Origin of the sequence: Nonomuraea sp. NPDC050404 (genome assembly GCF_040655495.1) — a bacterium.
Lineage (GTDB): Bacteria > Actinomycetota > Actinomycetes > Streptosporangiales > Streptosporangiaceae > Nonomuraea.
Window position 1 is genome coordinate 380,776 of record NZ_JBFAKB010000002.1, and the last position, 22,846, is coordinate 403,621.

Consider the following 22,846-nt stretch of genomic DNA (forward strand, 5'->3'; position numbering starts at 1 on the left):
GGGAGCACATGAGCACGGAAGACCTGGTGTCGGCGGCGGCATTCGGTGAAGAATCGGACGTCAGGCGACTCCTGGACGGTGGCACGCCACCGGACGAGCCCGGCGAGTACGGCGACACGGCGCTCTACCGGGCCTCCGTGCGTGGCAACGCCGCCATCGTGCGGATGTTGCTGGCCGCCGGCGCCGATCCCGACCGGGAGAGCGGCGGCGACAGCGAAGGGCTGCCGTTGTGCGCGGCCGCGTGCTGGGGCCACCACGACGTGGTGAGCGCGCTGCTCGACGCGGGCGCCGACCCCGACCGGCGGGAGGACGCGGCGCTCACCGCCATGACGGCGCTGGTGTGGGCGGTCTCGAACGAGCGCCTCGCCGTGGTGCGTACGCTGCTCGACCGCGGCGCCGACCCCGACCGTTGCGACTCCACCGGCCGCACCCCGCTCTTCCACGCCGCCGAACGCGGCGCGACGGCGATGGTGCGGGCGCTGCTCGACGCCGGCGCACACCCGGCGCCGACCGACCACCAGGACCTCCGGCCCATCGACCGCGCCCGGCATTACGCCGATCGCGACATCGAGGCCGAGGTACGCGCGCGGGCAAGGGAGTACGCGCCCGAGGGGGCCCGGATCAGCGTGCGGCGCGAGGAGACCGAAGGCGGCGACGTGCGGGTCGTGGCCGAGGTGCGCGAGAGCACGGGCGAGCTCCGCTCGGAGACCTTCCTGAGCACCGGCCACGCGGAGATCGTGCGCCTGCTGGAGGGCTCACGAACGGAATGACTCCTTGGCCAGCCGCCGCAACCGCACCTCGTCGATGTCGTGCCCGAGCCCGGGCTGGGTCAACGGCACCGCGATGACCCCGGCGTTCGCGCCCACGATCGGCGAGACGATCTGGTTCTGCCGGGGCGGCTGGGTGACGTCGCAGGGCAGCGTGCACCCCGGCAGGCTGGCCACCGCGACCGTGGCCGCCCTGGCCAGCCCCGCGCCCTGGCCACCCGTGCACTGGATGTCCCAGCCCGCCGCCGCGGCCCGGTCGTGCGCGCGCCTGGCCTCCGACAGCGACGGGAACGCGGCGGGACGCAGCAGCAGCACGCGCGCCGCCCGCAGCGTCAGGTAGTCGTCCAGTTCGGCGGACGAGCCGGCCTCGACCGCGACCGAGGCCGTCACCTGGTCCTGGAGCGAGGCGTGCGCGGTGACGTCGGCGGTGGCGAAGGGGCGCTCGATGACCTCCAGGCCGTAGGAGTCGAGCGCGACGAGCTGGCCGAGGTCGGTGTAGGCGTTGTCGCAGTCGACGGCCAGGGTCAGGGCCGGGTAGGCCCGCCGCACCGCGCGTACGGGCTCAACGTCCCAGCCTGGCCTGATGTCCAGCGTCACGTGCCCGTAGCCGGCGCAGACCTGCTGGTTGACCCGGGCCACCAGGCTCTCGACGGACGGGTCGGGAGCCAGCCGCACGGTCGCCATGAGCGAGGTTCGGGTGCCGCCGATCGCCTCGGCGAGTGGCACCCCGCGCATCCTGGTCCACAGGTCCCAGCAGGCCATGTCGACCGCGGGGTCGCCGCTGGCCACCGTGTCGGGGTGCTCCCAGTCGGCCCCGATCAGCAGCGCCGCCAGCGACTCCTCAAGGCGGGACCAGCTCTTCACCGGTGGCGAGATGGTCTCCCCCCACCCGGTCATGCCGCCGTGGTCGGTGAGCTTGACGAGCAGGCTCTCCGACCTCCTGCCGGCGGGCAGGACCAGCCGGAACACCTCTAGCTCCCGCACGCGCGGCATGTACTCCCCTTTTTATGACGGCGATGTCTCCATAGTGCCCGCTGTCGCGGAGTGCACGAAACGCGGGGCCAGCACGGCGCCCAGAAGGGCGAGACCGACGGTGAAGATGAGGCCGAACGCGTAGTTCTCGGCGGTGGCGGTGAACAGGGCGCCGCTGACCGCGACGGCCACCACGGTGAAGACCGACTCCCCCACGCCCACGGCCGCGGAGTTGTTGCCCTCCTCACCCTCCTTCGACAACTGCAGCACCAGTACGGACACGGTGGGGTGCAGTACGCCGATGCCGAGTCCGACGGCCGCCATGCCGACGTGCGCGACGAGGAGCGGCACCGAGTCGATCAGCACGAGTGTCACCAGCGAGATGCCGCCGGCGATCAGCAGCCCGCCGCCGCGCAGGGCCGCCATGTTGCCGATCATGCCGCGGCCCTTGATCCAGGAGCCGGTGGACCAGCCGAGCGCCCCGATGGTGAGCACGACGCCGGCCGCGGTGACGCTCAGGCCGCGCTCGTACTTCAGCATGAGCGGGATCAGCACCTCGGCCGCCGTGTACGAGCCGAAGGCCAGCCCGCGCAGCAGCGGCGCGGTCGGCAGGCCGCGGGCGGCCCTGAGCGAGCCGGGCAGCAGCAGCTTGGGCAGGGACACGACCAGCAGCACGACTCCGGCCGCGAGCAGGGGCAGGCCGGCCAGCTTCAGTGCGCTGCCGTACTGGATGAGGGCGGCGGCGACGGCGGTCAGCGCGGCGAAGACGAGCTTGCGGCCCAGGCCGGGGGCGGGACCGGCGTCGATGCCCTCGGCCACGACCCCGCCGGTGGTTCCGCGCCAGAGCAGCAGCGCGGCCGGGATGACGAGCACCGTGACGCCGAGGAAGATCGCGCGCCAGTCCCAGCTCTCCGCGACGAAGCCGGCGATGGACGGCCCCACCATGGAGGGCACCACCCACGCCGCCGAGAACAGGGCGAACACCCGTGGATGCAACGCGGCCGGGTACGTCCTGGCGATCAGCACGTACAGCGCCACCTGGGTCGATCCGATGCCGAGCCCCTGGACGAAGCGGCCGAGCACGAACAACTCCATGGTCGGCGCGAAACCGGCCAGCAAAAGCCCGGCCAGGAAGGCCAGCACGCCGGCGCCGATGGGCTGGAGCGGCCCCCGTACGTCGCTCCAGCGCCCGCCCAGCACCGTGGCGATCACGCTGGCCGCCAGGGTGGCGCTGAAGGCCAGGTTGTACAGGTACATGCCGTCAAGATCGCGTGCCACCACGGGCATGGCCGTGGTCACCGCCATGCCCTCGAACGCCTGCAACGTGACCAGCGCGAGCAGCCCGATGCTGAGTGCCCGGTACCGCGCGGACATCACGCCGGCCGGCTTGGCCGTGGGTCGTTCAATCGTCGTTGTCATGACCCGAAAACTATGGCGAAGCACCTGGTCAGCACATCGGGCCCGGGGCCTAGGCAATTCGGCCTAAGGCCCGTCCCGGCCTCGTCTAGGACTTCGGCATGCGCGCCTCGATGCCGTCCAGGAGCAGGGCGAGCCCGTAGTGGAAACGGTCCTCGCCGTCGGCGGCGGTCAGGTCGTCCACGTGGTTGGCCAGGTGCGGGAACTGCTCCATCGGCAACGACCGATAGTAGGAGACGATCTGCGCGACGAACGACTCGAAGTACTCCGCCTGATCCCGCATGCCGGCCGCGCGCATCCGCGCGACGTGCAGCGCGCCCTCGTAGGCGTCGCCGACGAGGTAGAGCGAGAGCCGGTCTATCGCCAGGGACGCCTCTTGCGGGGGCATGCCGGCCTCGACCAGCAGCCCGTAGGTGAACTCGGCCGCGCGCAGCGAGGACGGGCCCATCGGGATGCTCGCCAGCGCCGCCCTGGCCACGTCGGGGTGCTTGCGGAACATGCCGTGCAGTTCCAGCGCGTACCCGCGTAGCTGCTCCTTCCAGCGGGCCGGATCGCGCTCGGGCAGCCGGATCTCGCCGAGCACCCGCTCGTAGATCAGTTCGAGCAGTTCCTCCTTGCCGGCCACGTGCGCGTACAGCGAGGCGGGGCCGGTGTCGAGCGCCTGGGCCACCCGTCGCATGCTCAGCGCGTCGAACCCCTCGGAGTCGAGGACACGCAGCCCGGTCTCGACGATCAGGTCCTGGCTGAGCTGCCGCCTGGGCGGCGCCGATCTGCGCGACCTGCGCCACGGGGGGACGGGGATCTCGTCCTCGCTGCGTTCCTTGCGATCCATACGAACAGCGTACTTGACACGAACAGTGTTCGTCTATAAAACGGTGTTCGTGACGAACGCCGTTCGTCTGATGGAACACCGTTTGAAGGAGATCCTCATGGCCGTCACCGCAGCCGCGGCGGCAACCGAGGTCCAGCCCTACCGCTGGCGCTGGGTCGCGCTCTTCGTGATCCTGGCCGCCGAGGTCATGGACCTGCTCGACGCCCTCGTGACCACCATCGCCGCCCCCACGATCAGACAGGAGCTGGGCGGCTCGGAAAGCCTCGTGCAGTGGTTGAGCGCGGGCTACACCCTGGCCATGGCCGTCGGGCTCATCACCGGCGGACGGCTCGGCGACCTTTACGGCAGGAAGCGCATGTTCCTGATCGGCGCCTCCGGCTTCACCCTCGCCTCGCTGCTGTGCGGCCTGGCCGTCAGCCCGGAGATGCTGATCGCCAGCCGTGTGCTGCAGGGCCTGTTCGGCGCCGTGCTGATCCCGCAGGGCCTGGGGCTGATCAAGGAGATGTTCCCGCCGCAGGAGCTCGGCAAGGCGTTCGGCCTGTTCGGGCCGGTCATGGCCATCGGGTCCGTGGGCGGCCCCGTCCTGGCGGGCTGGCTGGTGGACGCCGACCTCTTCGGTACGGGCTGGCGCATGATCTTCCTGATCAACCTGCCGCTCGGCCTGGCCGCCGTGCTGGCCGCCGCGCGCTTCCTGCCCGAATTCCGCCTGTCCAACGCCACCAGGCTCGACCTGCCCGGCGTCGCGCTCGTCTCGGCCGCCGCGTTCCTGCTGATCTTCCCGCTCATCCAGGGCCGCGAGGAGGGCTGGCCGGCCTGGACGTTCGTCTCGATGGCCGCCGCCGTCGTGGTGTTCGCCCTCTTCGGCCGGTACGAGTCGCGCCGCGCCAGGTCCGGCCGGGACCCGCTGGTCACCCCCTCCCTGTTCCGCAAGCGGGCCTTCACCGGCGGCCTGCTGGCCGGGCTGTCCTTCTTCGCCGGCCTCACCGGCTTCGGCCTGGTCTTCAGCCTCTACACACAGATGGGCCTCGGGTTCACGCCGCTCGAAGCTGGCCTGGCCGCGCTGCCACAGGCGCTCGGCGGCGTCGTCGGCTTCGGCGTGGCGATGGCGGGGCTGCAGGAGAGGCTCGGCCGCGGCCTGATGCAGATCGGCACCGTCGTGATGGCCGCGGGGGCCGCCGTGCTCGCCCTGACCATCCACCTGACCAGCCTCGACGTCACCACCTGGCAGCTCGCCCCCGGGCTCGCCCTGGTCGGGATCGGGATGGGGATGACCATGGCGCCGTTCTTCGACATCGTGCTGGCCGGGGTCGAGCCGCACGAGTCCGGCTCCGCCTCCGGCACGCTGACCGGGGTCCAGCAGCTCGGCGGCGCGTTCGGCACCGCCGTGCTCGGCACGCTGTTCTTCAACCTGCTCGCGAGCGAGTGGGGCTTCGGCTCCTCGATGCAGGTCACGGTGTGGGTCGAGGTGGGGTTGCTGGCGCTGACGTTCGCGCTGTCGTACCTGCTGCCGCGCCACGCCAGGCCGCAACAACATTGAGGTTCATCGGTTCAGCAGAAGAACGTCTCGTAAATCGCACCGGGCTTAACCGAAATGTGAACTCAATGCGAGAGGTGACGTTCGGCCCATTGGGCGATGTCGCGCCGTTCGATCGCGGCGGCCATCAGGTCCGGGAAGGCGTCGGGCGTGCACGCGAACGCGGGCACGCCCAGCGCGGCCAGCGCCGCGGCGTTCTCGTGGTCGTAGAACGGCGCCCCCTCGTCCGACAGGGCGAGCAGCACGATCACCTGTACGCCGGCCTGCGTCATCGCCGCCACCCTGCGCAACATCTCCTGCCTGACGCCGCCCTCGTACAGGTCGCTGATCAGGATGAAGATCGAGTTGGCCGGGCGGGTGATGAGGCCCTGGCCGTAGGCGATGGCCCGGTTGATGTCGGTGCCGCCGCCGAGCTGGGTGCCGAACAGCAGCTCCACCGGGTCGTGCAGCCGGTCGGTGAGGTCCACCACCGCCGTGTCGAACACCACGAGGGACGTCTTCAGCGACCGCATCGAGGCCAGCACCGCGCCGAACACGCTCGAATACACCACCGAGGCCGCCATCGACCCGCTCTGGTCGATGCACAGCACCACCTCGCGCTGCACCGACCGCTGCCTGCGGGCGTAGCCGACCAGCCGCGAGGGGACTACGGTGTTCCGCTCGGGCAGGTAGTTCTTGAGGTTCGCCCTGATCGTCCGGTCCCAGTCGATGTCGGCCACGCGCTTGGGCCGATGCGTCCTGGCCGAACGGTCCAGGGCGCCGCTCACGGCCGTCCTCGTCTTCTGCGCGAGCCTGCGCTCCAGCTCCGCCACCACCTTGCGCACCAGGGTCCTGGCGGACTCGCGGGCCTGGTCGGGCATGACCTTGTTGAGCGCGAGCAGGGTGCCGACCAGGTGCACGTCCGGTTCCACGGCCTCCAGCATCTCGGGTTCCAGGAGGAGCCTGGTGAGGTTCAGGCGCTCGATCGCGTCTTTCTGCATGACCTGGACGACGGTAGAGGGGAAGTACGTACGGATGTCGCCCAGCCACCGCGCCACCCGCGGCGCCGACGCCCCCAGCCCGCCCTCCCTGCTGCTCCTGCCCCCGTCTCCCCTGCCCTGGCCGCCGCCTCCTTGGTCGTAGACGGCGGCCAGCGCGGCGTCCATCTGCGCGTCCGTACCCTCCAACCCGAACCCGACGCCATCGGCGGCCCCGCCCCCGAGCACCAGCCGCCACCGCCGCAACCGCTCATCCGCCGCACCCATCAGCCTCCCCTTCCATCGTCCACCACACCCATCCACCCGCCCATCCGCTCATCCCCCGCGCCCATCCGACTGGCCTGGCCGCTCACCTGCCGCGCCCGCCCAGCCACCCACTTGCGACGCCCGCCTGCCACGGCCATCCGACTACCTGACCGCCCACCCGCCGCGCCCATCCGACCCGCCTGGCGGCTCACCCGCCACGCCCGTCCGACCGCGTTCCCGGCATATCCCGCGTCATCCGCCCGGCTTCCCGATGATCGACAGGACGGTCGCGACGGCCGCGGCGGCGCGCTGCTCGTCCACGTCCGGCTCCCCCTCGCCGTCGCCTTCATCCCGGCCGGCCGAGCGCAGGCGCTCGCCGATGGCCCTGCGCTCCGGCGCGGCGAACCCGCCGAACGTGCGGCGCAGCAGCGGCAGCACGTCGATGAACTGCTCGCCGGACAGCCCGCTCAGCCAGCCGTCCACCAGGCTCAGCAGGCGCGGGTCGTGCACCAGCAGCAGCCCGCCCCCGGCCAGGAACCCCTCCACCCACGCGGCCGCCCGCGCCGGCGGCTGACCCCTGGACATGGCCCTGGACATGCGGTCGCCGGCGTCCCGCAACTCGCCGGAGTCCAGCAGGATCCTGGTCAGCCGCCCCTCGATGAGCCCGTGCAGGTCCTGCCGGTCGCTGATCCCACCCAGCGTGGCCAGCCACCGCCCCCGCGGCGACGCACCACCCGCGCCACTCCCTTGCCCATCCCCAGGAACGCCCACCGGGCTGGACGTATCCGCCGGGCCGGAGGCATCCGCCGGACCGGAGACGCCCGCCGCATCGGAGACGCCCACCGCATCGGAGGCATCCGCCAGGCCGGAGGCGTCCGCCGCATCGGAGGCGTCCGCCGCATGGGAGGCATCCGCCGGGTCGGGAGCGTCGGTGAGGAGGGCGACGGCGGAGTGGACGGCGTCCACATGCTTGAGCAGGTCGCCCGCCGCCTCGTCGTCCAGTCCCGTCACCGCCACCGGCAGCCCGACGCAGATCCGCTCCAGCATCGAACGTACGATCACCGCCAGCCCGAGCGCCGACGTGCCGCGCACGTCGCCGTAGCGGTGGGCGCGCACCATCGCGGGCAGTGCCGCCATCAGATGCGTGACGTCGGTGTCGAGCGCCGCCTTGGCCGACAGCGCCGCCAGCACCTCGGGCAGCGCTTGCGGCAGTTCCGCCAGCAGGCATTGCTCCACCAGCGACGTAAGATCCGCCAGCGCCGCCGACGCCGACCCCGCCAGGTCCCGCGCCCGCTGCGCCGACGCGGCGGACACGGTGGTGCCCAGGGCGGCGTGCTCGATGAGCGCGAGGTCGTGCTCGGGCGACCACCGCAACGTCCACGTCTCCCTGAACGTGCCCTTGCCGCGCGCCTGCCCCGGCGTGCCCCACCCCACATCGAGTAACCGCAGCCGGTGCAGCAGGTGGCTGCGGTCCAGGTCGAGAGGTTTGCGCAGGTCGAGGTCGATCTCCCGGTCCAGCGCCTCGGGCCTGAGCTTGAGCCGCCGCTGCTGCTCACGCAGGTCCCGCTGGAGCGGCACCATCGGGGTGCCGTCCGGTACGTGGCCGAGCCGGTCGCCGACGACCATGCGCCGCTGGATCAGCTCCACGGCCAGGTCGTCGCCCTCGCACAACACGGCCCTGGCCGCCTCGGTGACCTCGCCCAGCCCGGCCAAAGGCCGTCCGCGCAGCACCGCCAGGCTCTCCGCGAGCCGTACGGACTCGATGACGTGCGCCGACGACACGGCCAGCCCTTCGTCCCGCAGCACCCCCGCGGCCTGCGCCAGCCACCGCTCGACGGGCCTGTCGGGGGCCTCGAACAGGTGGTGGTACCAGCCCGGCGAGGTGATCCCCGCGCCGTACCCGCTCCAGGAGGCCAGCCGCCCGTACGTCCACGGCACCCACGTCAGCTCCGCCTTCACCTTCGGCAGGCCACGCAGCACGGCGTTGTCCGCGGCAGCGGACGGCAGCGGCCCGGCCAGCGCGGGCACATGCCACGCACCGCAGATCACCGCGATCCGGCCGAAGCCCTGTTTCAGCGCCGCACGGATGGTCTTCCGCATGTACGCCTCGCGCCTGGCCTCGCGTTCGCCCGGCTCGTACCCTTCACGCACGGCGGCCATGGCTTCGGCGATCACCTCGAACGGGGTGTCGCCCCGATGCTCGACCACGTCCTCCCACCAGCGTTCCGGATCGTCATAACCGGCCGCGGCGGCCAGCGAGCCAATGGGATCCTCAGACACCCCGGCGAACTCGACAGCCGACTTTCCCGGCACGGCAGCCGGTTCCTGGGGCACCCCGGCCGGTTCCTCGGGCACCCCAGCCGGTTTTGTGGCCGGCCTTGTGGGCGTCCCGGCCGGTACCTCGGGCTGCTCGGCCGATCCCGCATCCGGCCCCTCGGGCTGCCCGGCCGATCCCGCATTCGGATCCTCGGGCTCGACGGCCAGGGAGTTGGCGGCGGGCAGGTCGCAGAAGCGCACCGGGATGCCGGCGGAGGTGCCGTACACGATGGCCTGCCATTCCGGTGAGAACGCGGCGAACGGCCAGAAGGCGGCGCGGGCGGGCGCGCCCGGCACGTGGGCGAGCAGCGCGACGGGCGGCTCCAGGCCGGGCGCGAGCGTCACGAGGGCGTCGGCCTCGGGCGGACCCTCGATGAGGATCACATCGGGCCGCAACCGCTCAAGCTCCCGCCGCACGGCCCGCGCGGAACCGGGCCCGTGGTGCCGCACCCCCAGGACGAACACGTCGCCACGGCCGGAAGCACGCGCCCCCCGCGTCGACGCACCACGAGTTACGCCTCCACCGGGAACCGGGGCACCACCGCTCGGGGCGCCTCCGCCGAGAGCCGGAACGCCGTCACCTGCAAGACCGCCGCCCAGAGGACCGCCACTCGCAGAGCCACCGCCCGGAAGACCGCCACTCGCGGAATCGCCGCCCGGAGAGCCGCCACTCGCAGAGCCACCGCTCGGATGGCCGCCACCCGGAGAGCCGCCACCCGGAAGACCGCCGCTCGCAGGGGCGCCACTCGGAGAGGCGCCTGGAAGGCCGCCGCTCGTAGGGGCTTCGTTGGGAGTCGGGGGGCTGCTCATGAGACCTCGCGGCAGGCGCGGTAGAAGTCGCGCCAGTCGGAGCGCTCGCGGACCACGGTCTCCAGGTACTCGCGCCACACCACCCGATCCGAAACCGGCTCCTGCACCACCGCGCCGACGATCCCGGCGGCCACGTCGGACGGGCGCAGGACGCCGTCGCCGAAGTGGGCAGCAAGGGCGATGCCGCTGGTCAGGACCGAGATGGCCTCGGCGGTGGACAGGGTGCCGCTGGGTGACTTGACCTTCGTGCGGCCGTCCTCGGTGACGCCGGTGCGCAGTTCCCTGAACACCGTCACCACCCTGCGGATCTCCGTCAGGCCGGTCGTCGTCTCCGGCAGTTCCAGGGCGCGGCCGAGTTGGGTGACGCGGCGGGAGACGATGTCGACCTCCTCCTCGGCCGTCGCCGGGACCGGCAGCACGACCGTGTTGAAGCGGCGGCGCAACGCGCTGGACAGCTCGTTGACGCCCCGGTCGCGGTCGTTGGCCGTGGCGATCACGTTGAACCCGCGCTGGGCCTGGACCTCGCGGTTCAGCTCGGGGATCGGCAGCGTCTTCTCCGACAGCACGGTGATCAGGGCATCCTGTACGTCGGACGGCATGCGGGTCAGCTCCTCGACCCTGGCCACCCGGCCCTCGGCCATGGCCCGCATCACCGGCGACGGGGTCAGCGCCTCGAACGACGGCCCCTCGGCCAGCAGCCTGGCGTAGTTCCAGCCGTACCGCACGGCCTCCTCGGCGGTACCGGCCGTACCCTGCACCAGCAGCGTCGAGTCGCCGCTGATCGCGGCGGCCAGGTGCTCCGACAACCACGTCTTCGCGGTGCCGGGCACGCCGAGCAGCAGCAGCGCGCGGTCGGTCGCCAGCGTCGCCACCGCCACCTCGACGATGCGCCGCGCACCCACATATTTGGGGGTGATGCGGTCGCCGTCGCCCAGGATGTACGCGGTCACGGCCCACGGCGACAGCTTCCAGCCCGGCGGTCTGGTCCGGTCGTCGTCCTTGGCCAGGACGGCCAGCTCCTCGGCGTACTGGTCTTCCGCGTGCGGGCGCAGAACGGTCATCGGGAAAGCTCCTTGTACATGTCAGCACGGAAACGCAGCAGGGCGGCGACCTTCTGGATGGGCTCGCACGGCGAGTAGTCCTCGGCCAGCTCGAACAGGGCCGGGTCGATGTGCTCGCCCGCCAGCTTGACCAGCTCGCCGAGGTTCCACGGCTGCGTGGTGTTCACCTTCACGATCTTGCGGAGCACGGCCGTCGCCAGGCCCTCGTGCCAGTGCGACGATACGCCGCCCAGCACCATGATCAACTGGCTGTCCAGGTCATGTTTCTGGACGAACTGGGCCGCCAACTCCTGCTGTTCGGCGGGCGGGAGGGCGACGAGCAGGTCGGCGATCGGGTCCCAGCCGAACATCGCCCGCGCCCACTCCGGGTCCCGTTGCAACACCGCGGCGCGTACCCAGGCCGCCTTCACCTCGGCGTCCCAGTCGGGGATCCGCATCGCGAGCAGCCGGGCGGGCGGCCGGTCCCAGACGGACAGCGGGGCACGGGCGATGATCTGCTGCAACCACCAGGCGCGCTCGCCGGTGCCACGGGGCGGCTTGGGACGTACGCCGTCGCGTTCCATGGCCTTGTCGCAGGTCGTGGGGGCCTCGATGGTGATGACGTCGCCGGCGATCGTCACGCAGGCGCGCACCCGTTCCGCCATGCGCTGGGACAGGCGCGAGGCGGGCAGGCGGGTGAGGAGGTTGGCGGCGGCCTGGCGCACCTCCCTGCGGCGGTCGTCGAGCGCCTGCTCAAGGAACGGCTCGTCCGCCATGCTCAGCCCGTCGGCCAGCACCTCGACGAACTCGGCCCGGTCGTCGGGCGTCTCGCGCTCCCACGTGCCCTCCAGCAGCCGCCTGGCCTGGGCGGGGTCGGCGGCCCTGATCGCCCGCAGGTGCGCCCGCCGGTCGGCGGCGCCGCCCAGCTCCCACGTCTCGCCGGTGGGCTCCTCCAGGAGGTAGTCCCACGCCGGGTTGAGCCCGGCCAGCCAGCGTCCGCGCCGCCCCGCCAGCACCCCGAGATGCACCCGCATCGAACGGTCTCGACGGCCGCGATCCAGCAACTCGGGCAGCGCGTACGCGGGCACCCTCCGCCCGGTGGCGGCAGCCGCGGCCAGCCATTCCGGGATCAGCCGCTCGTGCTCACCACCGAGCAACCTCACCAGCCGCTCGGCCGCCCGCCTCCCAACGGCCTCCTGCTCCTCCGCAGGCGCACGCCCTCCCTCCGCCTCGGGCGCGCTTGCCCCGCCTGCCACGGGTGCGCTTGCCCCGCCTGTCTCGGGCGCGCTTACCTCGCCTGTCTCGGGCGAACGCGTCTCGGCGGGCGAAGGCACATTCTCCCGTTCGGGCGCGGATGCCGGTGTCTCCGTCTGGCGCACGCATTGTCCCGCTCGCCGCCGCGCCACCTCGACGGCCGCCGTCTCAAGCAGGTCGCCAGGGTACGGCCTGCGATCGGTGCCCACGAGCGCCGTCGAGGCCAGGTCGTCCCAGCCGGTCACAGGATCACCGCCCTTCCGTCGTCGTCCCAGGTGGTCAGAGGGCGCAGGCCCTGCGGCGTCCACTCGACGGCCACCGTGAGCGGGTGGCCGCCGGAGACGGCGAGCAGCCGCCAGAGATCGTGCGCGCGGGGATGCAGCGGAAGTCCGCCGATCGAGGTCCGTCCGGGCACCACACCTGCCAGGACCAGCGGCCATGACTCGGTCCACGGATCCTCGCCCAGCGCCCGCGCCACCTCGTCGAGCGCCTCGTCCGCCGAAACCCCCGGAGGCACAGCGGGCGACGTGGCGGGGCGCGCGACGGGCGGCGACGCCCCGGGCGGCGCGGTTGGCAACGCCCCGGGCGGCGTTCCGAGCGTGGCGGTGGGGGCGGTCGGAGTGGGAGTGGTCGGGGTGGGAGTGGTCGGGGCGGTGGCGGTGGTCGGGGCGGTGGGGTTGGTCGAGGTGGGGGTGGTGGTCGAGGCGGTGGCGGTGGTTGCGGTGGTCGCGGTCCGGGTGGCGGGGGTCGCGGTGGCGGGGGTCGCGGTGGCGGGGGCGTGGCGGGTGGCGACGAGGGCGCGCAGTGGGGCGGCGCCCGGGTAGTACGTCAGGTCGGCGTCGATCGTGGTGCCCGTTACCAGGGAGGCGTCCAGCGGCTGGCCCTGCGGTGCGAACGACAGGATGAGGGCGGGCCTGCCGGTGCGGCGGCCTCTGAGCCAGACGCGGCGCGCCGTCAGCCGGTCCTGGGCTTCGTCGCGCCTGCCCAGCACGTCCCAGTGATCGCGCACCGGAGGGCCGACCAGCACCTCTTCCCTCGTGATGGGGAAGCCGACGCGGATCAGCACGCTCTGTGCGAGGCGCTCCGGCAGCTCGGCCCGCCGGCGGTAGGCGATGGCGAGCAGGTTGATCAGTGCGTATTCCTCCAGCAGCCGACCCGGCCAGCCCTCCTCGGCCCGGACCCTGGCCAGCCGGGACACGATGCCCGCCACGCCCGGAGCCTGGGCGTCGATGAGTCGCTTGGCCAGCCCGTCCCAGTCGTGCTCAGCGGCCCCCGCCAGCCCTTGGCGCAACTGGTCGGCCAGCCAACGCTCCAGCTCGGCCAGCCCGGCGGCCACCCGCCCATGCCGCACGGACTCCGCCCCGACCGGCCCTCCGGCGGTTCCAGCCGTGGCCTCGGAGCCTCGCCCCGCGACGGCCGGTCCCGAACCGCCCGAGCCGGGCTGAGCAGCACGGGAGCCAGTGTCCGGCTGATCAGCGCCGGAGCCGGAGTCCGGCCGAGCGGCGCCGGAGCCAACGCCCGGCTGAGCGGCACGGGGGTCGGTGTCCGGCTGCGGGCCGCTGCCGGCAAGGGCCGAGTCGCAGTCCAGGTTCGGGTCCGAGGGGTCCAAGGCGTCCGAGGGGTCCGACGGGTCCGACGGGTTCGGGGGCTGGGAGGCGGCGGCCTTGGCGCGGGCGGCGTCGAGGCGGGCCGCTGACTTCTCGGCCCGTTCGGCTCGTCCCTCCATCCACTCCGTCACCCACTGCGGAGCCGCCTCCCGTACCGGAACCCCGTCCGCGGACCACAGAAGCAGCAGCCCGAGCGCATGCTTGCACGGAAACTTCCTGCTCGGGCAGCTGCACCGATAAGCGGGCTCGGTCAGGTCGACGGCGGCCAGGTAGGGCTTGGACCCGCTGCCCTTGCACTCGCCGTACAGCACCGTGCCCGTCGTGCCGCGCACCGACCATTTCCCGGCCCCCGACACCCCCTGCGCCGCCTTCTGGGACGACGCGTCGGGAGCGAGGGCGAGCACCTGATCACGGCTCCACCGTTCGATCACCCGCCGAACACTAGCCAGGCCGACCGACAATTCCCACCCGGTCAGGGACAAGCGGTCAGCCCGCGCTCACCTCCGCCGCCGACAGGTAGGAGCCACCGCTGGCGCGCGTGCCGTCCAGCCGAACGTAGCGGGCCCCGCACGGGCTCGAACAAAATATGAGGAATCGTACGTCAGGTGAACGTGCAAGGTCATCCGCGCGAGCAACCCCCTAAGCTGGTGTGCGTGGAGCTACGGAGCTATCCCGACGGACCGTCCATCCAGGTGCCCGACGAGGCGGCGGCGCTGAAGAGCGACCTCGACGGCCAACTCGTCCTCGACGGGACCCGCTTCCTGCGCAGGGATGTCACGGGCGCCCCCGTCGCCTTCGTCGAACGCCCGCCCATCGCCGAGGCCCTCGACCTGCTTCCCCATCCGGAGGGCGGCTGGTTCAGGGAGACGTGGCGATCGCCGGTGACGTTCGTGCCGGAGGGGTATCCGGGGCCGCGGGCCAGTGCGACCGCGATCTACTTCCTGCTGCAGCCGGGCGAGGAGTCGGTGCCGCACGTGGTCAGGTCGGCGGAGATCTGGTTGTGGCACCGTGGCGGGCCGCTGGACCTGACGATCGGGGACGAGAGCGTGCTGCTGGGCCCGGAGGCGGAGCACGGGCAGGTGCCGCAGGCGGTCGTGCCGGGCGGGGTGTGGCAGTCGGCGCGCCCGGCCGGGGCGGAGGGGGTGCTGGTGAGCTGCATAGTCTCGCCGGGCTTCGACTTCGCCGACTTCAGCGCCTGACGCCCGTCAGGCTTGGCCCGACTTCAGCGCCTGACGCCCGTGAGCCTTGGCCCGACTTCAGCGCCTGACGCCCGTCAGGCTTGGCCCGGCTTCAGCGCCTGATGCCCGTCAGGCTTGGCCCGGCTTCAGCGCCTGACGCCGTTCAGCCCTGGATGGTGGGGCGGATGACGATCTCGCCGATCTCCACGTCGGCGGGTTGTTCGATGGCGAAGGCGATGGCGCGGGCGACGGCCTCCGGATCGATGGCGAACCGCTCCATGTCCCGCTGAATCTGCTCGCGGACCTGCGGGTTGTCGATCCAGTCCGCGAGCCCCGTACGGACGTACCCCGGCGACACCGCCGTGGTCCGCAACACGCCGTCGGTCGACTCCTGCCGCAACCCCTCCAGCAGCGTACGCACGGCGTTCTTGGTGGCCGCGTAGACCGCCTGCGTCGGGACGATCTTCAGCCCGGACGTGGACACCGTGGTCACGAGGTGCCCGTGCCCCTGACGGCGGAAGACCGGTAGCGCGGCGGCGATGCCGTGCAGCACCCCGCGCAGGTTGACGTCGATCATCGCCGACCAGCCGGCCACGTCCAGGTCGGCCACCGGCCCGGTCTTGGCGACGCCGGCGTTGCCCACCAGCACGTCGAACCGGCCGAACTCGGTCACGGCGCGGTCCACGAGCGCTTCGAGGTCCGCGGGGCGGGTGACGTCGGCGGCGACCGCGACGGCGCGCCCGCCGGCCTCGCGGATGTCGGCGGCGATCTCGTCGAGCCGCTCCGTACGCCGCGCGCCGAGCACGACGGCCGCGCCGCGCCCGGCGAGCAGACGGGCGGTGGCAGCACCGATCCCGCTGCTCGCCCCGGTGATGACGACGACCTTGTCACTGACTGACATGGGGATTCCTTCCGGGATAAAGTGGACATGTGTCCGCTTAACCGTAGCGGACACATGTCCGCTTAGCCAAACCCCCAGAGGACCGATGAACACACCCAGCCGCCGGGCCGACGCCACCGAGAACCGCGCACGGATCCTCCGGATCGCCCGTGAGGTGATCGCGAACGCCGACGACGTACGGCTCAACGAGATCGCCAAGCAGGCGGGAGTCGGCCAGGGCACCCTCTACCGCCACTTCCCGACCCGCGAGGCCCTGCTGTCGGAGGTCTACCGGCAGGACGTGGACGACCTCGTGGCCGCCGCGCCGGAACTCCTCGCCGGACACCCGCCGGTCGCGGCCCTGGCCCGGTGGCTCGACAGGGTGGCCGAGTACGCGAAGGTCAAGCGGGGGGTGTTCGCCGCCGTCGAGGCCGGGGTGTGGCGGGATCTGTCGGCGCACAGCCTCGGGCCGATCGGGGACGCGCTCACCATGCTGCTCGACGCCGGCAAGGCCGACGGCACCGTCCGGGCCGACGTGGACGCCCGGGACATCATCCTGCTGCTCGGTTATCTGACCCGGCTGGAGCAGGCCGAATGGGACACGCGCGCGCGGCGCGTTCTCCATCTCATCCTCAATGGCGTTCTTGTATAGTTTCTATTATACCACGAAAAGCGAAATATCGCATTTTAGCGCGAAAAGACAATAAGTCGCTATATTGATGGTCATGGCTGTCAATGACGCGAAATTCATCGTCTCCGGGAAATTGCGGCTGTGGACCGAGCGGTTCGGGAATCCGGCGGATCCGGTGGTGCTGCTCGTCATGGGCACCTCCACCCCCGGCCCCGGCTGGCCGGACGAACTCGTCCAGACCCTGGTCGCCGGTGGGCGGCAGGTCATCCGGTTCGACCATCGCGACACCGGCCGGTCGGACTGCGTGGATTTCGCCGCCGCGCCGTACACGCTGGCCGACCTGGCCGGTGACGCCGTCGCCGTGCTCGACGCGTACGGAGTGGAGACCGCCCACGTCGCCGGCGCCTCGCTCGGCGGCGCGGTCGCGCAGTGGCTGGCCGTGCACCGCCCGGAGCGCGTGGCGAGCCTGACGGTGATCATGTCGAGCCCGATGGGCGCCGACGCGGGCCCGGCCTGGGAGCGGGCCCTGACGGGGAAGGAGCCGGACCCGGAACACCTGCCGCCGCCCGCGCCCGCGTTCCTGCGGCACCTCATGCAGGTCACGACCGCTCCGAGGGCCACCCGCGAGGAGAACGTCGCGGCCGGAGTGGCGACCTGGCGGGTGCTGAACGGCGACGCCCTGCCCTTCGACGAGGAGGCGGCGCGGCGACTGGTGACGGAGTCCTACGACCTTTCGAGCAACCCGGCCGCCGCGGCCAACCACGATCTGGCCGGACGGGCGCTGACGGCGGACCGGCGCGTCCCGCTGTCCGCGATCAAGGCGGCCACGCTGGTCATCCACGGCACCGACGATCCCCTGCTGCCGCTGCCGCACGGCGAGGCGGTGGCCGCCGCGATCCCGCACGCGCGGATGGAGACGATCACGGGAATGGGCCATTCTTTCCTGTCCCCGGAGTTGCCACGCCGCGTCGCCAAGCCAATTCTCCGGCACACGTCTTAATATGCCGGGATTTATCAAGATGGCGACCCCGGTGGCGACCGGCATGATCACCGCCGGGTAACCTCGGCATTCTCCGCGCCGAACAGCTGAAGGAGAGACCCTTGGTACACAAGGCCGTGATCCCGGTGGCCGGGCTGGGCACCAGGCTGCTGCCGCTGACGAAGGCGCTGCCGAAGGAGATGTTGCCGATCGGCGACAAGCCCGTCCTCGAACACACCATCCGCGAGCTGGTGGACTCCGGCATCGACGAGATCACCATCGTCACCTCGGCCCGCAAGGACCTCGTACAGCGGCACTTCGCCCCGGACGGCGACCTGGAGCGGGAGTTGCGCGCCGCGGGCAAGGACGAGCTGGCCGAGGCGGTGGCCGAGCTGTCGTCGCTGGCCCACATCACCTACCTGTACCAGAACGGCCCCTACGGCAACGGCACCCCCGTGCTCAACGCCGCCCGGGTCATCGGCGACGAGCCGTTCATGGTGTTGTGGGCCGACGACGTGTTCGTGGCCGAGGTGCCGCGCGCCAAGCAGCTCAAGGCCGCCTACGAGGCGAGCGGCGCGCCGGTGCTGGCGCTGATGCCGATGGCGGTCGAGGACGCCTCCCGGTACGGCGTGCCGGTCGTCGAGGAGGACCTCGGCGGAGGCCGGATGCGCATCTCCGGCCTGGTGGAGAAGCCGCGCCCGGAGGAGGCCCCCTCCCACTTCGCCGCGATCGGCGGCTACGTCGTCACCCCCGGGGTGGTCGCGGAGCTGGAGGCCGCCACCCGCCGCTGGTACGACAACCCCGAGGGCGAGGTCTACCTCACCGACGCGCTGCACCGCCACGCCGCCGCGAACCCGGTGTACGGGCAGGTCATCGACGGCACCTGGTACGACACCGGCTCGCCGCTCAACTACCTCAAGGCCCAGTTCGCCGCCGCGCTGGCCCATCCGGTCTACGGGCCGGAGCTGCGCAAACTGGCCCTGGAGAGCTAGCGTCTACCGGAGAACTTACGAGGAGGACCCCGGTGAGCCGACAAATCGTTTCCATCGTGGGCGGCAAGGACGCCGCCGCCGCGAGCACGTACGAGTCGATCAATCCCGCCCGGACGGGCGAGGTCGTGGCGCGGGTCGGCCTGGCGGACGCGGAGACGTTCGCGGCGGCCTGCCGCACCGCCAAGGAGGCGCAGCGCGAGTGGGCCAGGGTGCCGGCGCCGGTGCGCGGCCGGGTGATCGCCTCCATCGGGCGGCTGGTGGAGGCCAACACCGAGCCGCTTGCCAGGCTGGTGACCGAGGAGATCGGCAAGCCGTACGCCGAGGCGCTGGGCGAGGTGCGCGAGATCGTCGACACGTGCGACTTCTTCCTCGGTGAGGGCCGCAGGTTGTACGGCCAGACGGTCCCGTCGGAGATGCCCGACAAGAACCTGTTCACCTTCAGGAACCCGATCGGCGTGGCGGCGGTCGTGACCGCGGGCAACTTCCCGGTGGCCGTGCCGTCGTGGTACCTGGTCCCGGCCCTGCTGTGCGGCAACGCCGTGGTGTGGAAGCCCGCCGAGTACGCCGCCGCCTCCGCGCACGCCATGTTCCGGCTGTTCACGGCGGCGGGCCTGCCCGAAGGCGTGCTGAACATCGTCTTCGCCGACGGCGCCGAGACCTTCGGGGGCCTGGAGCGGGCCCTGCGGGAGGGCACCGTGCAGAAGGTGGGCTTCACCGGCTCCAGCGAGGTGGGCAGCAGGATCGGCGAGCTGACCGGCCGCCACCTGCAGTCGGCCTGCCTGGAACTGGGCGGCAAGAACCCGATGGTGATCATGCCGGACGCCGACCTGGACCTGGCCGTCGAGGGCGCGCTGTTCTCCGGCTTCGGCACCGCCGGGCAGCGCTGCACCAGCCTCGGCACGGTCATCGTGCACGAGAGCGTCCATGACGAGTTCGTACAGCGGTTCGCGGGCGCGACGCGCGCGGCCAGGGTCGGCGACCCGACGCAGGACGTGCTGGCCGGGCCGCTGCTGGACCGGAAGTTCGCCGAGCGCTACGAGGAGTACCTGACCTGGGTCGAGCCGCACCACAAGATCGTCACAGGACCGACAGGACGGATCACCGGGGACAACCCGCGCGGTGACTTCGACGGCGGCGACGGGCTCTACTACCACCCGGTGATCGTGGACGGCGTGCGGCCCGGCGACCGGCTGTTCATGGAGGAGACGTTCGGCCCGATCGTGGGCGTGACGTCGTTCACGACCCTGGAGGAGGCCGTCGAGCTGGCCAACCTGCCCGGCTACGGCCTGTCGAGCTCCATCTACACCACCGATGCCGCGCACGCCTTCCGTTTCCGCGAGGGCATCTCGGCCGGCATGGTCAGCGTCAACAACTCGACCTCGGGGGCCGAGGCGCACCTGCCCTTCGGCGGCAACGGCAGGTCCGGCAACGGCAGCCGCCAGTCGGGCATGTGGGTGCTGGACCAGTTCACCCGCTGGCAGGCGATGAACTGGGACCACTCGGGCCGCCTGCAGAAGGCGCAGATGGACGTGGCGGAAATCACCCCTGATCTGGACTTCCGCCTGTCCTGACGACGCGAACGGGCCCCCGCGCGGCGGGGGCCCGTTTCAGGAAGATCAGACCTGGCCGGCCTTCTCCAGGGCCGCGCAGCAGGTGTTCACCAGCAGGCGGGTGACCACGTACGGGTCGACGTTGGCGTTCGGGCGGCGGTCCTCGATGTAGCCCTTCTTGTCCACCTCGACCTGCCACGGGATGCGGACGGAAGCGCCACGGTCGGAGACGCCGTAGCTGTACTTGTTCCACGGGGCGGTCTCGTGCGCGCCGGTCAGGCGGCTCTCGATGCCGACGCCGTACTGGGTGATGTGCTCCATCGGCTTGTCGCCCTCACCGAGCGCCTCGCAGGCGGTGATGATGGCCTCGTAGCCCTCGCGCATGGCCTTGGTGGAGAAGTTGGTGTGCGCGCCGGCGCCGTTCCAGTCGCCGCGGGCGGGCTTGGCGTCGAGGGTGGCCTCCACGCCGTACTCCTCGGCCGTGCGGTAGAGCAGCCAGCGGGCGATCCACATGTGGTCGGCGACCTCAAGCGGACCCGCCGGACCGATCTGGAACTCCCACTGGCCGGGCATGACCTCGGCGTTGATGCCGGAGAGCTTCAGGCCGGCGGCGAGGCAGCGGTCGAGGTGCAGTTCGACGATCTCGCGGCCGAAAATGGCGTCGGCGCCGACACCGCAGTAGTACGGGCCCTGCGGCGCGGGGAAACCACCCTCGGGGAAGCCGAGCGGGCGGCTGCCCTTGAAGAAGGTGTACTCCTGCTCGATGCCGAACCAGGACTCCTGGGCGGCGAACTGCTCGGCGATCGGGCGCAGCAGGGCGCGGGTGTTGCTGACGTGCGGGTTGCCGTCGATCTCCTCGACCTCACAGAGGACGAGCTTGTGCTCGCCGCCGCGGATCGGGTCGGGGCAGGTGAACACCGGGCGGAGCACGCGGTCCGACGCGTGGCCCTCGGCCTGGTTGGTGCTGGAGCCGTCGAAACCCCAGACCGGAGGCTCGGCCCCGTCGGCAAGGATCCTCGTCTTCGAGCGCAGCAGAGCCGTGGGCTCGGTGCCGTCGATCCAGATGTACTCAGCCTTGTAGCTCACGGCGGTCCTTTCGGGGTTCTTCACAGCCACGCCGAGTCTTACGGATGTCCGTTTCCCGGTTTTTGCCCGAATGTGAACGCCGTGTTAATCGGGACGCCCCGTCACCGCTCCCGCACCGTCCCATCTGCCGCGACGATGAGGGCCGCCTGTGGGGCGCCTTCCCCGCAGTCGGGACCGTTGGGGAAGGTGGCCTTCGGGGTCACCTTGATCGTACGCTCCAGCACCGGCTCGGACCCGGCCTCCCGCAACGTCAGGCGCACCTCGACCGGCCGCTTGGGCAGCCCCGCGACCGTGCCGAAGCCGAACTTGCCGCCCGTGCGGACCGCCTCCACCCCGCAGGTGTCGCCCGAGCAGGTCTGCTCGCCCGGCCTCGTCTCCGGCATCAGCTCCGGGCTCGAACGCTTGCAGGAACCGTCCCAGCACACCTCCATCGCCAGGGACTCCACGCGGCCCGCCATCGCCGGTTCGACCGTGACCTGGACGCCCTCCATGCTGCCTATCGCGGTGCACGCGATCTCCGGCGCGCACGCGGTGGTCAGGAGGGCGGCTGACAGGACGGCGAGTGGGGAGAGTCTCAACACAACCAGTACAACGCGGGCGGGACGTGATCGGTTCTAGGGCGCGAGCGCGATCAGTTCTGGCACGGTCTCGCCGTCCAGGATCGAGCGGGCCAGCGCCTCCCCGGTGAACGGCGCCATCGTCAGGCCCGCCGCACCGAACCCCGTCACGACGTGCAGCCCGGACGCCCCCGGCAGCGCGCCCGCGATCGGCAGCCCCTGCGACGGCAGCGGACGCAGGCCGACGCGGGTCTCGATGAGCGTCGCCTCCGCCAGCCCCGGCGCCATCCCGAGCGCGTCCGACAACACCTGCCACTGCCCGCGCGCCGTCACCCTGGCGTCGAACCCGCTGCCCGACTCCCTGGTCGCCCCGACCGCCACCCGTGAGTCGTCGAAGGCCACCATGTAGTGGTGCGACAGCGGGTGCACCGACGGCCAGCCGCCCGTCTCCACGCCGCCGAGCCGCAGGTGGGTGATCTGACCGCGCTGCGGCTCGACCGCCAGCCGCATCTCGTACGGCGCCAGCAGCTCGTTCGCCCAGGCCCCTGAGGCCACCAGCACGTCGTCGGCCTCCAGCAGGTCCGCTCCCACCTCGACCCGCGGCACCGCGTTCCGCCGCGGCACGAGCCTGGCCCGGCCGCCCACCTTGCGGGCGCCGTGGTGGGCCGCGCCCTGAAGCAGCGCGTCGCGCATCGTACGCCCGTCCACCCGGCCGCCGCCGGAGATGAACACGCCCTCCAGGTCGCGGGCGAGCACGGGCACCAGGGCGCGCACCTCGTCGTTGCCGATGCGCCGCACCTCCCCCACGATCGCGCCGGCCGTACGGGCGCGCGCCTCGACCCGGGCCTGCGCCTCGGCCAGCCGGTCGGGGTCGGCGTGGACGAGCAGCGCGCCGTTGCGGCGATAGTCGGTACGCTCCGCGCCCGCCTCCGCCAGCAACTCGATGACCCGCGGATAGTAGGCCGCGCCCGCCGCGTACAACTCGTAGAACGGCCCGTCGGCCGTGGAGGCCCACGGCGAGATGATGCCCGCGCTGGCCGCCGTGGCCTGCCCTGCCGCCCCCGAGTCCACGACCGTGACGGCCGCTCCCCTGCGGGCCAGCGCGAAGGCGGCGCTCGCGCCGGCGATTCCGCTGCCGATGACGATGACGCGGTGTTGTGCCAAGGTGCCTCTCCCGATCTTCGCTCTTTTCCGACCCTATCCAGCACTCCCGCCGACGTCG

The 22,846-nt window shown here is 72.0% G+C and carries 19 protein-coding genes; 7 read left to right on the plus strand and 12 right to left on the minus strand.

Features of this window, described 5'->3' with window-relative positions; all coding sequences use genetic code 11:
* Positions 1-8: 8 nt before the first annotated feature.
* Positions 9-770, plus strand: coding sequence for an ankyrin repeat domain-containing protein (locus AB0I81_RS06945; protein ID WP_360651236.1), 762 nt, complete (start codon positions 9-11; stop codon positions 768-770).
* Here AB0I81_RS06945 and AB0I81_RS06950 read toward each other — a convergent pair.
* From AB0I81_RS06950 to AB0I81_RS06960, 3 genes are all read right to left on the minus strand, one after another.
* On the minus strand, positions 756-1,760 hold the full coding sequence (locus tag AB0I81_RS06950) for an enolase C-terminal domain-like protein (RefSeq protein ID WP_360651239.1): 1,005 nt from the start codon (positions 1,758-1,760) through the stop codon (positions 756-758). The two genes, AB0I81_RS06945 and AB0I81_RS06950, sit on opposite strands and share 15 nt — an antisense overlap.
* A gap of 12 nt (positions 1,761-1,772) precedes the next feature.
* Positions 1,773-3,158, minus strand: a complete 1,386-nt coding sequence (locus AB0I81_RS06955) for an MFS transporter (RefSeq protein ID WP_360651242.1) — start codon at positions 3,156-3,158, stop codon at positions 1,773-1,775.
* A gap of 85 nt (positions 3,159-3,243) precedes the next feature.
* Positions 3,244-3,987, minus strand: a complete 744-nt coding sequence (locus AB0I81_RS06960) for a TetR/AcrR family transcriptional regulator (protein WP_360651245.1) — start codon at positions 3,985-3,987, stop codon at positions 3,244-3,246.
* 13 nt (positions 3,988-4,000) lie between these two features.
* On the opposite strand from AB0I81_RS06960, the gene AB0I81_RS06965 reads away from it, so the two are divergent.
* Positions 4,001-5,524 (plus strand): MFS transporter, encoded by a 1,524-nt coding sequence (locus tag AB0I81_RS06965; protein ID WP_360651248.1) that lies wholly within the window; start codon positions 4,001-4,003, stop codon positions 5,522-5,524.
* Between the two features lie 62 nt (positions 5,525-5,586).
* Here AB0I81_RS06965 and AB0I81_RS06970 read toward each other — a convergent pair whose 3' ends face one another.
* The 5 genes from AB0I81_RS06970 to AB0I81_RS06990 all read right to left on the minus strand — a co-directional run bounded on the left by AB0I81_RS06970 (position 5,587) and on the right by AB0I81_RS06990 (position 14,202).
* Complete coding sequence (locus AB0I81_RS06970) at positions 5,587-6,765, minus strand: VWA domain-containing protein (protein WP_360651251.1); 1,179 nt, start codon at positions 6,763-6,765, stop codon at positions 5,587-5,589.
* 231 nt (positions 6,766-6,996) lie between these two features.
* Positions 6,997-9,525 carry a DUF5682 family protein gene (locus tag AB0I81_RS06975; protein ID WP_360651254.1) on the minus strand — a complete coding sequence of 843 codons (2,529 nt, stop codon included), beginning with the start codon at positions 9,523-9,525 and terminating at the stop codon, positions 6,997-6,999.
* 341 nt (positions 9,526-9,866) lie between these two features.
* Positions 9,867-10,931, minus strand: a complete 1,065-nt coding sequence (locus AB0I81_RS06980) for an AAA family ATPase (RefSeq protein ID WP_360651257.1) — start codon at positions 10,929-10,931, stop codon at positions 9,867-9,869.
* Complete coding sequence (locus tag AB0I81_RS06985) at positions 10,928-12,409, minus strand: DUF5691 domain-containing protein (protein WP_360651260.1); 1,482 nt, start codon at positions 12,407-12,409, stop codon at positions 10,928-10,930. The genes AB0I81_RS06980 and AB0I81_RS06985 overlap by 4 nt, the downstream gene beginning before the upstream one ends.
* Positions 12,406-14,202 (minus strand): SWIM zinc finger family protein, encoded by a 1,797-nt coding sequence (locus AB0I81_RS06990; RefSeq protein WP_360651263.1) that lies wholly within the window; start codon positions 14,200-14,202, stop codon positions 12,406-12,408. Before AB0I81_RS06990 ends, AB0I81_RS06985 begins: the two co-directional genes overlap by 4 nt.
* Before the next feature lie 222 nt (positions 14,203-14,424).
* On the opposite strand from AB0I81_RS06990, the gene AB0I81_RS06995 reads away from it, so the two are divergent.
* Complete coding sequence (locus tag AB0I81_RS06995) at positions 14,425-14,970, plus strand: cupin domain-containing protein (RefSeq protein WP_360651266.1); 546 nt, start codon at positions 14,425-14,427, stop codon at positions 14,968-14,970.
* 142 nt (positions 14,971-15,112) lie between these two features.
* Here the strand turns inward: AB0I81_RS06995 and AB0I81_RS07000 are convergent, their stop codons facing one another.
* Positions 15,113-15,850 carry an SDR family oxidoreductase gene (locus AB0I81_RS07000; protein ID WP_360651269.1) on the minus strand — a complete coding sequence of 246 codons (738 nt, stop codon included), beginning with the start codon at positions 15,848-15,850 and terminating at the stop codon, positions 15,113-15,115.
* A gap of 85 nt (positions 15,851-15,935) precedes the next feature.
* On the opposite strand from AB0I81_RS07000, the gene AB0I81_RS07005 reads away from it, so the two are divergent.
* The 4 genes from AB0I81_RS07005 (at position 15,936) to AB0I81_RS07020 (ending at position 20,002) form a co-directional block, all read left to right on the plus strand.
* Positions 15,936-16,481: a TetR/AcrR family transcriptional regulator gene (locus AB0I81_RS07005; RefSeq protein ID WP_360651272.1), complete on the plus strand. Its 546-nt coding sequence runs from the start codon at positions 15,936-15,938 to the stop codon at positions 16,479-16,481.
* Positions 16,482-16,554: 73 nt separating this feature from the next.
* Positions 16,555-17,460 (plus strand): alpha/beta hydrolase, encoded by a 906-nt coding sequence (locus AB0I81_RS07010; protein WP_360651275.1) that lies wholly within the window; start codon positions 16,555-16,557, stop codon positions 17,458-17,460.
* 101 nt (positions 17,461-17,561) lie between these two features.
* Complete coding sequence (locus AB0I81_RS07015; protein WP_360651278.1) at positions 17,562-18,431, plus strand: UTP--glucose-1-phosphate uridylyltransferase; 870 nt, start codon at positions 17,562-17,564, stop codon at positions 18,429-18,431.
* A 32-nt stretch (positions 18,432-18,463) separates the two neighbouring features.
* The gene (locus tag AB0I81_RS07020) at positions 18,464-20,002 is read left to right on the plus strand and encodes an aldehyde dehydrogenase family protein (RefSeq protein WP_360651281.1); all 1,539 of its coding nucleotides are present in this window, start codon (positions 18,464-18,466) and stop codon (positions 20,000-20,002) included.
* Positions 20,003-20,047: 45 nt separating this feature from the next.
* On the opposite strand, the gene glnII is transcribed toward AB0I81_RS07020, so the two are convergent.
* The 3 genes from glnII to AB0I81_RS07035 all read right to left on the minus strand — a co-directional run bounded on the left by glnII (position 20,048) and on the right by AB0I81_RS07035 (position 22,788).
* Positions 20,048-21,067, minus strand: coding sequence for a glutamine synthetase (gene glnII / locus AB0I81_RS07025; protein WP_360651284.1), 1,020 nt, complete (start codon positions 21,065-21,067; stop codon positions 20,048-20,050).
* Between the two features lie 101 nt (positions 21,068-21,168).
* Entirely contained in the window at positions 21,169-21,645 is a 477-nt protein-coding gene (locus AB0I81_RS07030) for a hypothetical protein (protein WP_360651287.1), read from the minus strand.
* 36 nt (positions 21,646-21,681) lie between these two features.
* Entirely contained in the window at positions 21,682-22,788 is a 1,107-nt protein-coding gene (locus AB0I81_RS07035) for an FAD-dependent oxidoreductase (protein WP_360651290.1), read from the minus strand.
* Positions 22,789-22,846 lie beyond the last annotated feature (58 nt).